This is a genomic window from Christiangramia lutea (assembly GCF_022489035.1).
Classification (GTDB): Bacteria; Bacteroidota; Bacteroidia; order Flavobacteriales; family Flavobacteriaceae; genus Christiangramia; species Christiangramia lutea.
In genome coordinates this window covers 160,204-173,181 of the sequence record NZ_JAKVTV010000002.1, presented here as the reverse complement: position 1 = coordinate 173,181, position 12,978 = coordinate 160,204, and the positions used below count along the sequence as shown (strand labels likewise).

Below are 12,978 nucleotides of genomic sequence, written 5' to 3'. Positions count from 1 at the left end.
TTATTCTCCAAGCATGGCTTCTTTCAGGTCATCATCTGCAGGTTTGTTCGATAACCAGATCCCGAAAAGAGCTTTTTTGAAATCCATCCCTTCAATAACTCCAAGTTCCTTATCATTTTTGAATACTACAACTCCTTGTGAAGGAAGATATACGATATCAAAAACATCATCCTTTACGATCTCGTCCATGAAAAAATCCTGGAATTTCTTAATTTTTGCAGACAGAGGTTTAGTATTGCCGTTTGTAGAATTTTCAAAACCTTCATTCACAGCATCCATCATTTTCTCACTGGTTATGAGTTTCGAAACGATATGAAGTTTAATGCTCATAGGCTCATTAGCAGACATGATCTGTGTAGCATTCGAAGATTTTTTAGAAAGATACAAACCTCCGGCATAAAGGTCTATCCATAATTTTTCTCTCACTCCTGCTCCATTTAATTGGAGAGTTTCTCCCTGAAAGGTTTCGCTGTTTGGAAGATTAACACCTCCTACTTCGGTTTGAGCGAAAGTTAAGCCAGCACTCACTAGCGCCATAAATACAATAATTACTTTTTTCATTATTTAAGGTTTAATTTGGTTTAAAGTTATTTAAATTTTCTTTTCAGTTTTATTAATGACGCATTTAGTTCAAAGCCTAAAAGTAACATGTTGGAATTCAACCATATATAAAACATCAAAATCAAAAGAGCCCCAATAGAGCCATACAATTCGTTATAGCTTGAAAAGTTTGTAATGTACAAACTAAACAAAAAAGTGGTTATCATTATTAAAATAGTCGTAAACAGTGCTCCTACCGAAAAAAATCTTGCCTGCCTGGCTTCTCTCGTCCCAAAGAAGTATAAGATCGCAACAGCCGAATAGATTAAGATCACGAAGCCTATATACTGAATTATCCCTGCACCAAAACCACCAGATTCTACGATGCCCAGATCACTAAGGTCATCTATAGCGTAGGTTAAATAAACCGCACCTATCACAGAAATTAGCAATAACAATGCCAATATAAGTGAAACCCCTACGGCTACAGCATATTGCCTGGGTATAGATCTATTACTACTGGTGTGGTAACTGAACTCAAAACCAGTGAAAATCGCATTCACTCCGTTGGTCATTAGAAATATTGATAAAATAAAGGCCGCTGATAATAAACCTCCGCGGGGAGTATTAGCTATATCAAGGAAAATATCTCCAAAAAATTCTGAGGTGTTTGGCGGTAGTAGATTTTCCATAAAAACCAGGAACTCGATCTGGAAATCATCAATAAAAGTAATGTATGGTATGAGGTTTAGAACAAATAGTAAAAAAGGAAATATCGCCATAAAGAAACTAAAGGCAATAGAACTCGCCCTGGTGGAAAATGTTCCTTTAACGATCCCTCCCCAATAAATGATCCATAAATTATATAGCGATAATCCATTTAAACCTGGCAAAATGATCCTTCTGGTCTTTCTTTTCCACCAATCTGATAGGTCGTCCAGTTTAGAATTGATCGCTTTTTTAGGGGCCATACTACACGGCTTTTAAACTCAGGTCGAGGTTGGATACCGAATGAGTTAAAGCGCCACTAGAAATGTAATCCACGCCACATTCGGCATAGTTTCTAGCGGTTTCGAGTGTAATACCACCGCTGGACTCAGTAAGACATTTTCCTTTTATTAGCTCCACCGCTTTTCGTGTATCATCATAATTGAAATTATCAATTAGAATTCGATATACACCTTCTGATTTCAGAATTTCCCTAATTTCATTCATATCCCTTGCCTCTACGATAATCTTCAGATCAAGATCATTGATTTTCAAGTATTCTTGTGTTTTTCTTATCGCTTTAGTAATACCACCAGCAAAATCTATATGATTATCCTTAAGCATGATCATGTCATAAAGCGCAAAACGGTGATTCTCTCCACCTCCTATCTTCACCGCCCATTTTTCCAGAGCACGTATTCCAGGAGTAGTTTTTCGGGTATCCAGAATTTTGGTTTTAGTTCCTTCCAGCCTGGCAACGAATTCCGAAGTTTTTGTAGATATAGCGCTCATACGCTGCATGGAATTCAGCACAAGTCTTTCAGCCTTTAAGATTGATTGAGAACTGCCTTCCACAAAAAATGCTATATCTCCATGCTTTACACTATCCCCATCTTTTAATTTGACCTCCATCTTCATTTCAGGGTCTATATGGGAAAAGACTTTCCTGGCGAAATCCACCCCGGCCAGGATTCCTTCATCCTTAACAAGCAATTTCGCCTTTCCTTTGGCTTCTGCCGGAATACAGGCAAGAGAACTGTGATCTCCGTCACCAATGTCCTCTCTTATAGCATTTGTAATAATTAATTCAATTTCTTTTTCGAATTGTTCCGGTGAGATCATATTCTCTGCTTATTTTTGTAAATGTAGTAAAGTCTGTACTAAAATCACGGGATGACCATAAAATTAGTCTGTATAGGAAAAACAGATAAAAGAGAACTCGAAACGCTTATTAAAGTCTATTCTGATAGGCTTCAGCATTATATAAAATTTGAATTCGAGATTATTCCAGATCTTAAAAAGACTAAGAATCTGGATGAAAATCTGCAGAAATCTAAGGAAGGTGACCTCATCCTTGCCGGGATCCAGAATTCAGATTTTGTGGTATTATTAGATGAGAATGGGAAACAGTTCAGTTCAGAGGCCTTTTCAGAATATCTGCAGAAAAGAATGAACACAGGATTAAAAAGGCTCATCTTCGTAATTGGAGGCCCTTACGGATTTTCGGAGGCTCTATATTCCAGAGCCAATTCTAAGATCTCGCTTTCAAAAATGACCTTTTCACACCAAATGGTTAGATTGTTCTTTACCGAACAACTTTACCGAGCCTTTACAATACTTAAGAACGAACCTTATCACCATAGATAATCACCCCAAATGAAATTAGTTTTTGCCACACATAATCAGAATAAATTCAAGGAAATTGAAAGCCTGTTACCCAGTCATATAGAATTACTTTCCCTAAACGATATAGGATGTGAAGAAGATATCGAGGAAACTGGAGATACCATCGATGAAAATGCTATAATTAAGGCTGAATACGTGAGAAATCATTACGGTTACGACTGCTTTGCCGATGACACTGGCCTGGAAGTTGATTCCCTGGCAGGTGCTCCAGGAGTCTATTCTGCCAGGTATGCCGGAGAAAAAAAGGACGATAATGCCAATGTGGAAAAGCTTTTAAGCCAGATGGAGAAAAAGGAAGACCGAACTGCAAGATTTAAAACCGTGATCGCCTTGAATCTTAAGCGTAACGAAAATCTATTTACCGGAGTTTGCGAAGGAACCATTCTAAAAGATAGACGAGGTGAAAACGGATTTGGTTATGACCCTGTTTTTCTTCCAAAAGGATATGAAAAGAGTTTCGCCGAAATGGATTTAAATGAAAAATCTAAAATAAGCCATAGAGCAAGAGCTTTTAGAGAATTGATTGAATATTTATCCAGGTAATACTTTTTTTAATTTAACCAATAATTACAATATTGATTATCAGATTTTTAATTAAAACAGAATTTACGAGATAATCAAAAATAAATTTGTACTTTTGCCGCTTGAAAAATTCCTCAGGGTGAGGATGTGTTACTGGAAGTTTAGGTTTAAGTATGTCGATTCGCTTCTTATGTAACACTTACATATTATAATCGAATACTTACATAAAACGAATGAACGCATTCCAAAAACTTGGACTTGACGCAGATTTGCTCAGGGCCATAGAAGACATGGGCTTTGAAACCCCAAGTGAAGTACAGGAAAAATCAATCCCAATTTTATTAGAGCAGGAAACAGATCTTGTTTCTCTGGCACAAACCGGAACCGGTAAAACTGCTGCTTTCGGGTTTCCGCTAATTCAGAAGATAGATGCCAATTCTAAAAAGACTCAGGCATTGATCCTATCTCCAACTAGGGAACTTTGTTTACAGATCACGAACGAATTAAAGAACTATTCAAAGTATAAGAAATCTTTGAATGTAGTTGCCGTTTACGGTGGAGCTAGTATTACAGATCAGGCCAGATCTATCGAGAGAGGAGCTCAAATAATTGTAGCAACTCCCGGTAGAATGCAGGATATGATAAGAAGAAAACTGGCAAACATTTCCTCTATTGGGTATTGTGTGCTGGATGAGGCAGATGAAATGCTTAATATGGGCTTCTATGAAGACATCAAGAGTATTCTGTCTCATACCCCAAAGGAAAAGAAAACATGGTTATTCTCTGCAACCATGCCTAAGGAAGTTTCCAAGATTGCTAAAAAATTCATGAGCGATCCTATTGAAATAACCGTTGGCTCTAAAAATACCGGTACTTCTAATGTTTCTCACGAATATTACCTGGTGAATCACCGTAATAGGTATGACGCATTAAAAAGACTTGCAGATGCAAATCCTGATATTTTCTCAGTGATCTTCTGCCGAACTAAAAGAGATACCCAGAAAGTTGCTGAAAAGCTAATTGAAGACGGATACAATGCTGCGGCTCTCCACGGAGATCTTAGTCAGAATCAGCGTGACCTGGTAATGAAGAGTTTTAGAACACGCCAGATCCAGATGTTAGTTGCTACCGATGTTGCTGCACGTGGTATCGATGTAGACGATATCACCCACGTAATCAACTACCAGTTGCCAGATGAGATAGAAACCTATACGCACCGAAGTGGTAGAACAGGACGTGCCGGGAAGCAGGGAGTTTCTATGGTGATCATTTCAAAAAGCGAAGTTCGGAAAATAAGAACCATAGAGAAGATCATCCAGCAGAAATTCGAGCAGAAGGAAATTCCTGATGGTAAAGAAATCTGTAAGATCCAGTTATTTCACCTAGCGAACGATATTAAGAAAACAGAGATTAATCATGATATCGATCCTTATCTTCCTACGATTAATGAAGCGCTGGAAGATTTCACGAAAGAAGAATTGATCAAAAAATTCTTCTCTGTTGAATTTACCCGCTTCTTTAATTATTACCAGAAGGCGCCAGACCTGAGTTCAGACTCAGCAGGAGGAAGACCAGAGGTTTCTGAAGGAAATACAAGATACTTTATCAATGTTGGTTCTAAAGATGGTTACGACTGGAAAAGTCTTAAGGACTTTCTTACCGGAGAGCTTAACCTGGATAGAGACGATATTTTTAAAGTTGACTGTAAAGCCAGCTTCTCTTTCTTTAATACTGATGAAAAGCACGCAGAACTTATTTTAAATACTTTCACAGATTACCAGCAAAACGGAAGATTTGTGAATGTAGAGATCACCAAAGACCAGAAATCTGATCGCGGCGGAAAAAGAAGAGAACGTGGTGGAAAAAGAAACGGTAAGAGTTTCAATGATAAAAAAGGTGAGAACTTCAAAGGAAGAAGGAGATCTGAAAAGAGTGATAAAAAAGGAGGCCGTAAAGGTAGCCGAAGCAAGAATATTGAGAACTCTTTAAAAAGAAGAAGGTCTAAAGCCTAATAAAATCCAATAATGCCAAACTTAATTATATAAGTTTGGCATTGTTTTTTGTAGGGATTTTATATTTTTAGCCCCGATTGTTATGAAAAATATCCTTTTAATACTTTTTCTGGTTTTCACTGGATACCTATCTGCACAGGATATGGTTTCCGGTACCGTGATGAACGCTGCCAACGATAAACCTATTGAGAATGTGCATATTGTGAATCTTAACCAGGTAAAAGGAGCGGTTACGGACGAGAAAGGGGAATTCACTCTTCAGGCTACTGTAAATGATACCTTATATTTTTCCTTTCTAGGATTCAGGTCTATCAGGGTAAGAGTTACCAATGACTGGTTAAAATATGGAAATGTAAAGGTGAAGATGACCGAATTAGGTTTCGCCCTGGAAGAGGTTACCGTAAATTCCATAAATCTTACCGGATACCTGGAAATAGACGCCAAAAATATTCCCATTTACGATAATTACAGATATAGTATCTCCGGGTTAAATTCAGGATATGAAGGTGGTGACGGCTCTCCTAACGCTGTTACCAAAGCTATACGGTCCCTATCAAACCCCGCAGACCTGGTTTACAATATCTTCGGCACGAGACCACGGCAAATGAAGAAGTTACGCCAGATGAAAAAGGATGACAATATTCGGAACCTGCTAAGAAATAAATTCGACAGGGAGACCTTAATGGCCTTATTGCAGGTTAATAGAGCTGAGATCGACGAGATCCTGAATAATTGTAATTATTCAGAAGACTTTATGAGAACTGCCAATGATTTGCAGATCCTGGATGCGATCAATAGCTGTTATGAGGAATATAAGGTGTTGCAGAAGAATTAATCCTCCTCCAGAATTTTCTTGAGTTCTTTTAGCCCTTCATCTAGTTTATTCCCGAGTGCTTTTTCAGGAGAATAAAAAATACTGATAATAGTTAAAGGAAAGGCAAGATTTCCCCGGGTTCCCCAAACCATCTTGGTCTTTTCCATATCAATTTCCTTAACGCCTGTATAGGTAAGCGCATTCACTTTTACTGGCTTAACGAAAAGAACTTTTGTTTCGAATACCCTGCCTTGTTTCGTCTTTACAATACGCTGAATCCCTTCTCCTACTTTATTGTTGCCTTTCCAGTAAAAACTGGCTCCTACTTTTCCATCCTCTCCCTTGTATTTAAGCAATGCATCAAAATCTCTTTTGAACCACGGGTTCCAAAGCGGTTGTTTTTTTAACTGGCGAACAAAGTTGAAGACTTCCTCCCTTGATCTATTAATCACTACCGTTCTGCTTACATCATAATCTTTTTTTGCCCAGGCATGAAGAAAAGCAAAAAACGTGATTAATGCTATAATCAGATAAAAAATTAGGGTCATTGAGTAGGTTTAAGGCGATGAAAAGTTACAAATATTTACTGATTCAAATATCTTTCAATTATCTGTTCTGAATTTTTTATTGATTTCTTTGTCCATTTCAGGAGCATTTTTGCCTTTTCCTCATCGCTCAACTGCCATTTCACATCTGAACTTTTGAGCTTAGAGGTTAATGCCTGTAAAATGATCGCAGCAGAGACCGAAATATTTAAACTTTCGGTAAAACCTACCATGGGGATTTTGATAGTAGAATCTGCTTCTTTTAATATCTCTTCTGATAATCCATCTTTCTCGGTTCCGAAGAAAAGAGCGGCAGGGCTACTAATGTCGAAATCATCCAGCATTACTGAATCATCGTGCGGACTAGTAGCTATTATCCTGTAGCCATCATTTTTTAATTTTTGAACACAATCACTGGTTGAGGAATATCGGTTGATATCTACCCATTTTTGTGCTCCCATTGCAATTTCTTTATCTATCCTACGAGGAATCTTCTCTTCGATCACATGAATATTCTGTATTCCGAAAACATCACAGCTTCTTACTACGGCACTTGTATTGTGCAGCTGGTAAACATCCTGGGCAACAACAGTTAGATGATTCGTTCGCTGAGCCAGGACTTTTTCAAACAGAGATTTCCTCCTGGGAGTGAGATATTCCTGAAGGTATTCTAAAATTTTCTTATCGTTCATTTCAGGTGTAAAAATAAAAAAACCCGGCATGTAGCCGGGTTTTATAATTAAGAATATTTAATTCTTATTCATTACTTCCAATGTTACCTTGAGCTACAATTGTAGCAAGATCTTCAGCACTTAGATGAACGTTTACATAACCATCATAAGTTAAAACATCTTCATAACCGAACATTGGATCATCCTCGGCTGCGTCATCCAGCATAGTAACATTTGTTCTACTCATACCAGTAGTTCCATTTACAGGATTGAATGTAAATGCTATATCCCCTGGAGCTTCAGCTACAGATCCCATATGAATATGAGCTGGGTGCATTCCTCCATCTGGAGTTCCATTTAATTTAATGGTAGCAAGAGCTTCACCATTATTTCTTTCTTCGAATAATACATATCCAGAAATACCGGCAACATCTTTAGTATCTAGATCATAAACCTTAGAATTTCCAGTAAGTTCATTTTGCCCAATATCTCCCTGAGCAACGATAGTTCCAAGATCGTCTGCACTTAAATGTACATTTACATAACCATCATAGGTTAAAACGTCTTCATAACCAAAAGCAGTATCATCATCAAGCATAGCAAGGTTAGTTCTGCTCATTCCGGTAGTTCCATTTACTGGGTTAAAAGTAAAGGCTATAGCACCACCTTCAGCTGCAGTATTCATATGGATGTGTGCAGGATGCATTCCTCCGTCAGGAGTTCCATCTAGCATTATAGTTGCCAGGGCTTCCCCGTTTACTCTTTCTTCGAAAAGTACAGATCCAGAAATTCCATCAACAGCTCTTTCCTCTAATTCATAAGATTTAGATTCTCCGGTAAGTTCATTCTGTCCTATATCACCCTGGGCTACAATTGTTCCAAGATCATCAGCGCTTAAATGAACATTTACATATCCATCATAACCTAAAACATCATCATACCCGAAACTAGTTTCGTCATCAAGCATCCCTACGTGAGTCATGCTCATTCCGGTTGTTCCATTCACAGGATTAAAAGTGAAAGCGATGTCTCCACCTTCTGCAGCAGTATTCATGTGAATATGTGCAGGATGCATTCCACCGTCAGGAGTTCCGTCAAGCATGATTGTAGCTAAAGCTTCACCACTTTTTCTTTCTTCGAATAAAACAGATCCAGAAATTCCATCTACGTCTCTTGTTTCTAAAGCGTAAGATTTTGACTCTCCAGTTAATTCATTCTGACCAATGTCTCCCTGAGCTACAATAGTTCCTAGCTCATCTGCACTTAAATGTACATTTACGTAACCATCATAATTAAGTATTTGACCATAAGTGATCTCAGTACCGTCATCAAGAGCAGAAATATTAGTCATACTCATTCCGGTAGTACCATTTACAGGATTAAAGCTTACGGCAATATCTCCTCCTTCAGCAGCAGAATTCATATGAATATGTGCAGGATGCATTCCTCCATCAGGAGTTCCATCAAGCATGATTGTAGCTAGTGCATCTCCACTTACTCTTTGCTCAAACAAGATAGAACCTGAAATTCCATCTACATCCTTAGTTGCAAGATCATAAGATTTAGATTGTCCGGTTAAAATATTTTCACCGATATCACCCTGAGCAACAAGTGTATTAAGGTCATCGGCGCTAGCGTGAACATTGATATAACCATCAAAAGAAATAAGTTCTTCATAAGTAATGGCTGTTCCATTATCTAATGCTGAAACTTCAGTTTCACTAAATCCTGTATTACCATCCACTGGTTCAAGGCTTACAGCGATATCCCCGCCTTCAGCTGCAGAATTAAAATGAATGTGTGCAGGATGCATTCCACCATCTGGAGTACCTTGCAAATTAATTTTCACGTAGGTACTATTATCTTTATTTTGGTAAAAAGTTACCGACCCAGAGATAGAAGGGTCTGACACTGACATTAAATCATAAGTGGTAGTGGTGCCGGTAAAGTTAGACTCACCATTTGGATAGTCTACATCATCATCGTCACTACAACTTGTAAAAAGCATAATAGGTAATGCCAACATTAGTAGTTTAAAAAAATTTTTCATAGAAAATATTAGGTTATAAATTAATTACTGAAAAGAAAATCGCTCTTTCCGCGCATAAAACTATATTACTTACGTTTAGAATTAAAATAAAAGTTGTTAACAAAAACTTAAATTTATGTTAAATTTAACAGAGAGGAAAAAGCTTGTAATTTTAACCGGTGCAGGGATGAGCGCAGAAAGTGGCATAAAAACTTTTCGAGATGCAGATGGCTTATGGGAAGGTCATGATGTAATGCAAGTCGCTTCGCCTATAGGCTGGAAAAAAAATATGGAACTAGTTCTCGATTTTTATAATCAACGCAGACGGCAATTATTAAAGGTGCAACCGAATGCTGCTCATCATTCTTTGGTTGAATTAGAGAAAAAGTTTCAAGTACAGTTAATCACTCAAAATATTGACGATCTTCATGAAAGAGCAGGCAGCTCCAATGTAATTCATCTTCACGGGGAATTATTGAAGGCAAGAAGTACTTTTGATGAAGATCTGGTTCTGGATTGGAAAAAGGATATAAATCCAGGTGACTTCTGCGAACACAATCATCAACTTCGTCCTCATGTGGTTTGGTTTGGTGAGGCGGTCCCGATGTTTCAAAGAGCTGCCGAGATCATCCAAACCGCAGATATCGTCATTATAATTGGTACATCCATGCAGGTTTATCCTGCAGCTAGCCTGGTTGACTTTAGTCCACCACTCGCTCAATTTTATTTCATAGATCCAAAACCAAATATAAGGGAGAGCAAAAACCTTGAAATTATCAGTAAAACAGCTGTTGAGGGCGTTCCCGAATTAGTAGAAAAATTGCTAAACGAGAATTAATGACAGCCGAACAAATTCTAACCAATGTGGATGCTTCACTTCAAAAAAGGGAAAAAGCCGCTGAAATTCTGGCATCTTCAGAAGATTTGAGACGGCAGAGTCTTTCCTTTATTGAAAACAGGACAGATCTATCTTTAAATGGCTTAATGGTTTTTGAAATTCTTGGAAGGATGGATTTTAACCTAATTACTCCATTTATATCAACATTAGTGCAAATTGCTCATCATTTTACCGACTCTTCATCCCGTAGATACCTTGCAAAGATCTTCAGTTTTGCTATTTCTGCAGACAAGGAAAATGTTTCGCAGTTTCATTTAAGTCCTACAACGAAACTCAAAATTATTGAACTTTCCTTCCTCTGGCTCATTTCTGAAGAAAAAACTGCGGGAAAAGTATTTTCCATGCAAAATATATATGACCTTAAAGATGAGGAATCTTGGATAGAAATTGAATTAAAGGCCATCCTGGAAAAAGACCTGCCAGGTTCTTCCGCTGGATATAAATCTCGTGGTTCAAAGATTTTAAGGAAATTAAGGCAGTAGTTTTTTAATAAAACATGAAGCGGTATCTTTACGCCTTTAATTTTTAAAAGTAACAAATGACATCCCTTTCTGCAGTTTCACCAATTGATGGACGATATAGATCCAAAACCAAAAAGTTATCTGCCTATTTTAGCGAAGAAGCCCTGATTAAATACAGGATCCTTGTTGAAGTAGAATATTTTATAGCTCTTTACGAACAGGGTTTGCCGCAGCTAAAGGATGTGGATACCAACAACTTCAAAAAAATAAGAGAGTTGTATGAGAATTGTACCAGCATCGACGCACAGGCCATAAAGGATATCGAAAAGATCACCAATCATGATGTTAAGGCAGTAGAGTATTTTTTAAAGGAAGAATTCGATAAACTGGGAATGCAAGATTCGAAGGAGTTCATTCATTTCGGTTTGACTTCGCAGGATATCAATAATACAGCTATTCCACTAAGCCTTAAAGATGCCATTAAGGAAGTATATATCCCGGAATTGAATAATATTCTTGATAAGCTTAAAGAACTTGCTTCAGAATGGAAGGATATACCTCTTTTGGCTAGAACTCATGGTCAGCCGGCCTCACCAACCAGATTAGGTAAGGAAATAGATGTATTTGTGGTGAGAATTGAAGAGCAGCTAAACCTACTAAATACTGTCCCTCATGCCGCTAAATTTGGAGGTGCCACTGGAAATTATAATGCTCACAAGGTTGCCTATCCAGAAATTGACTGGAAAGCATTTGGAAATGATTTTGTAGAGAATAAACTTGGATTGCATCACTCCTTCCCTACCACCCAGATTGAACATTATGACCATATCGCTGCGCTTTTTGATTCCCTTAAAAGAATTAACAATATCCTTCTGGACCTTGATCGCGATATCTGGACATACATTTCTATGGATTATTTCAAGCAAAAGATCAAGAAAGGTGAGATAGGGTCATCTGCAATGCCTCATAAAGTAAATCCCATTGATTTTGAAAATAGTGAAGGAAACCTAGGTATCGCCAATGCTTTATTTGAACATCTGGCAGGTAAACTACCTGTTAGCAGGTTACAGCGAGATCTTACCGATAGTACCGTGTTAAGGAATATAGGGGTGCCTGTGGGTCACACGATCATTGCTTTCAAATCTACCTTAAAAGGTTTAAATAAACTGCTTCTTAATGAGGATAAACTCAATGCCGACCTAGAAAATAACTGGGCAGTGGTAGCAGAAGCAATCCAGACCATTTTAAGAAGAGATGGATTTAAAAACCCTTATGAAGCTTTAAAGGGTCTTACCAGAACGAATGAGAAAATTACTGAACAAAGTATGTCGGCGTTTATAGATCAATTAGAAGTTTCAGATGATATTAAAAATGAACTTCATAAGATCACACCTCAGAATTATACCGGTATCTAATAAAAAAAAGCCCCGAAAACGGGGCTTTTTACTTTCAACTAATTAAACTGTTATTCAACAGTAGATTTATTTTCATCTTCAGTATTTTCTGAATCTTTGGAACTTACTTCCACGTTCACTTTTACAGAATCCTTTTCTTCACCTTCCCCAAAGATCTTTCCTAATCCTTTAATACCTTCAACATCTATATTATCTTTATCTATAGACTTCATTAATTTCATGATCTTTTCCGGATCCATATCTTCACCAAGAACCCTTGCAACACCAAGTCCCATCTCCTCGTCATATCCATAAACGATCAACTCGTCAATAGCATCTTCTTCACCGGTAAAGTATAAAGCTGCTTTTCGATTTCCTCCTCCATACTTCATTAGCAACTGATATTTCTCGTCTTTAAATATCTCATTAAGTTTCTGCTTTTCAGTTTCAAATTTTGCAGGATTTTCATCTTTTTTTAAGGCTAGAACGTTAATCTTCTTAATGCTTTCAAGAGTAGCCTTATCTTCTGCCTCTAATGAGGAACTATTGGTGAACATACTTGTAGGAACATCTACAGCCATAAAATCTGTATCCTCCTGGTTCTCTATGTAATATTTCTGAAGGGATTTACCATCATCACATGAGGTTAATCCTACGACAAAAAGGGCTACGAATAAAATTTTAAATGTTTTCATGAT

General features: G+C 37.6%; 14 protein-coding genes. 7 read left to right on the top strand and 7 right to left on the bottom strand.

All coding sequences use genetic code 11. From position 1 onward, the window contains the following. From ML462_RS07065 to nadC, 3 genes are read right to left on the bottom strand one after another with little or no spacing between them, the layout of a single operon-like run. Window positions 1–561 (bottom strand): chalcone isomerase family protein, encoded by a 561-nt coding sequence (locus tag ML462_RS07065; RefSeq protein WP_240713108.1) that lies wholly within the window; start codon window positions 559–561, stop codon window positions 1–3. A gap of 26 nt (window positions 562–587) precedes the next feature. Continuing rightward, window positions 588–1,511: a YihY/virulence factor BrkB family protein gene (locus tag ML462_RS07060; protein ID WP_240713107.1), complete on the bottom strand. Its 924-nt coding sequence runs from the start codon at window positions 1,509–1,511 to the stop codon at window positions 588–590. Window position 1,512: 1 nt separating this feature from the next. After that, complete coding sequence (gene nadC, locus ML462_RS07055; protein WP_240713106.1) at window positions 1,513–2,370, bottom strand: carboxylating nicotinate-nucleotide diphosphorylase; 858 nt, start codon at window positions 2,368–2,370, stop codon at window positions 1,513–1,515. Window positions 2,371–2,421: 51 nt separating this feature from the next. Here nadC and rlmH point away from each other — a divergent pair, with 51 nt between their 5' ends. The 4 genes from rlmH (at window position 2,422) to ML462_RS07035 (ending at window position 6,303) form a co-directional block, all read left to right on the top strand. Beyond that, complete coding sequence (rlmH, locus tag ML462_RS07050) at window positions 2,422–2,895, top strand: 23S rRNA (pseudouridine(1915)-N(3))-methyltransferase RlmH (RefSeq protein ID WP_240713105.1); 474 nt, start codon at window positions 2,422–2,424, stop codon at window positions 2,893–2,895. Window positions 2,896–2,904: 9 nt separating this feature from the next. Next, entirely contained in the window at window positions 2,905–3,477 is a 573-nt protein-coding gene (locus tag ML462_RS07045) for a non-canonical purine NTP diphosphatase (RefSeq protein ID WP_240713104.1), read from the top strand. Window positions 3,478–3,689: 212 nt separating this feature from the next. After that, on the top strand, window positions 3,690–5,468 hold the full coding sequence (locus ML462_RS07040; RefSeq protein WP_240713103.1) for a DEAD/DEAH box helicase: 1,779 nt from the start codon (window positions 3,690–3,692) through the stop codon (window positions 5,466–5,468). 82 nt (window positions 5,469–5,550) lie between these two features. Further along, window positions 5,551–6,303 carry a carboxypeptidase-like regulatory domain-containing protein gene (locus ML462_RS07035; protein WP_240713102.1) on the top strand — a complete coding sequence of 251 codons (753 nt, stop codon included), beginning with the start codon at window positions 5,551–5,553 and terminating at the stop codon, window positions 6,301–6,303. On the opposite strand, the gene ML462_RS07030 is transcribed toward ML462_RS07035, so the two are convergent. From ML462_RS07030 to ML462_RS07020, 3 genes are all read right to left on the bottom strand, one after another. Next, window positions 6,300–6,830 carry an SRPBCC family protein gene (locus tag ML462_RS07030; protein WP_240713101.1) on the bottom strand — a complete coding sequence of 177 codons (531 nt, stop codon included), beginning with the start codon at window positions 6,828–6,830 and terminating at the stop codon, window positions 6,300–6,302. The two genes, ML462_RS07035 and ML462_RS07030, sit on opposite strands and share 4 nt — an antisense overlap. Window positions 6,831–6,865: 35 nt before the next feature. Further along, window positions 6,866–7,519 (bottom strand): TrmH family RNA methyltransferase, encoded by a 654-nt coding sequence (locus tag ML462_RS07025; protein ID WP_240713533.1) that lies wholly within the window; start codon window positions 7,517–7,519, stop codon window positions 6,866–6,868. Window positions 7,520–7,583: 64 nt separating this feature from the next. Then, window positions 7,584–9,548, bottom strand: a complete 1,965-nt coding sequence (locus ML462_RS07020; protein WP_240713100.1) for a superoxide dismutase family protein — start codon at window positions 9,546–9,548, stop codon at window positions 7,584–7,586. A gap of 115 nt (window positions 9,549–9,663) precedes the next feature. Between ML462_RS07020 and ML462_RS07015 the strand changes: the two genes are divergently transcribed. Genes ML462_RS07015 through purB form a run of 3 tightly spaced genes read left to right on the top strand, consistent with a single transcriptional unit; the run spans window position 9,664 to window position 12,301 of the window. Beyond that, a complete protein-coding gene (locus tag ML462_RS07015; RefSeq protein WP_240713099.1) occupies window positions 9,664–10,365 on the top strand; it encodes an SIR2 family NAD-dependent protein deacylase in 702 nt (233 codons plus the stop codon). Continuing rightward, window positions 10,365–10,907, top strand: a complete 543-nt coding sequence (locus ML462_RS07010; protein WP_240713098.1) for a hypothetical protein — start codon at window positions 10,365–10,367, stop codon at window positions 10,905–10,907. Before ML462_RS07015 ends, ML462_RS07010 begins: the two co-directional genes overlap by 1 nt. A 56-nt stretch (window positions 10,908–10,963) precedes the next feature. Next, window positions 10,964–12,301 (top strand): adenylosuccinate lyase, encoded by a 1,338-nt coding sequence (gene purB / locus ML462_RS07005; protein WP_240713097.1) that lies wholly within the window; start codon window positions 10,964–10,966, stop codon window positions 12,299–12,301. A 50-nt stretch (window positions 12,302–12,351) separates the two neighbouring features. Here the strand turns inward: purB and ML462_RS07000 are convergent, their stop codons facing one another. After that, entirely contained in the window at window positions 12,352–12,975 is a 624-nt protein-coding gene (locus ML462_RS07000) for a DUF4252 domain-containing protein (RefSeq protein WP_240713096.1), read from the bottom strand. Between the last annotated feature and the right edge of the window lie 3 nt (window positions 12,976–12,978).

Coding starts and splice junctions, on each gene's coding strand:
- ML462_RS07065 (WP_240713108.1), bottom strand. CDS start 561: ATGAAAAAAGTAATTATTGTATTTATGGCGCTAGTGAGTGCTGGCTTA.
- ML462_RS07060 (WP_240713107.1), bottom strand. CDS start 1,511: ATGGCCCCTAAAAAAGCGATCAATTCTAAACTGGACGACCTATCAGAT.
- nadC (WP_240713106.1), bottom strand. CDS start 2,370: ATGATCTCACCGGAACAATTCGAAAAAGAAATTGAATTAATTATTACA.
- rlmH (WP_240713105.1), top strand. CDS start 2,422: ATGACCATAAAATTAGTCTGTATAGGAAAAACAGATAAAAGAGAACTC.
- ML462_RS07045 (WP_240713104.1), top strand. CDS start 2,905: ATGAAATTAGTTTTTGCCACACATAATCAGAATAAATTCAAGGAAATT.
- ML462_RS07040 (WP_240713103.1), top strand. CDS start 3,690: ATGAACGCATTCCAAAAACTTGGACTTGACGCAGATTTGCTCAGGGCC.
- ML462_RS07035 (WP_240713102.1), top strand. CDS start 5,551: ATGAAAAATATCCTTTTAATACTTTTTCTGGTTTTCACTGGATACCTA.
- ML462_RS07030 (WP_240713101.1), bottom strand. CDS start 6,830: ATGACCCTAATTTTTTATCTGATTATAGCATTAATCACGTTTTTTGCT.
- ML462_RS07025 (WP_240713533.1), bottom strand. CDS start 7,519: ATGAACGATAAGAAAATTTTAGAATACCTTCAGGAATATCTCACTCCC.
- ML462_RS07020 (WP_240713100.1), bottom strand. CDS start 9,548: ATGAAAAATTTTTTTAAACTACTAATGTTGGCATTACCTATTATGCTT.
- ML462_RS07015 (WP_240713099.1), top strand. CDS start 9,664: ATGTTAAATTTAACAGAGAGGAAAAAGCTTGTAATTTTAACCGGTGCA.
- ML462_RS07010 (WP_240713098.1), top strand. CDS start 10,365: ATGACAGCCGAACAAATTCTAACCAATGTGGATGCTTCACTTCAAAAA.
- purB (WP_240713097.1), top strand. CDS start 10,964: ATGACATCCCTTTCTGCAGTTTCACCAATTGATGGACGATATAGATCC.
- ML462_RS07000 (WP_240713096.1), bottom strand. CDS start 12,975: ATGAAAACATTTAAAATTTTATTCGTAGCCCTTTTTGTCGTAGGATTA.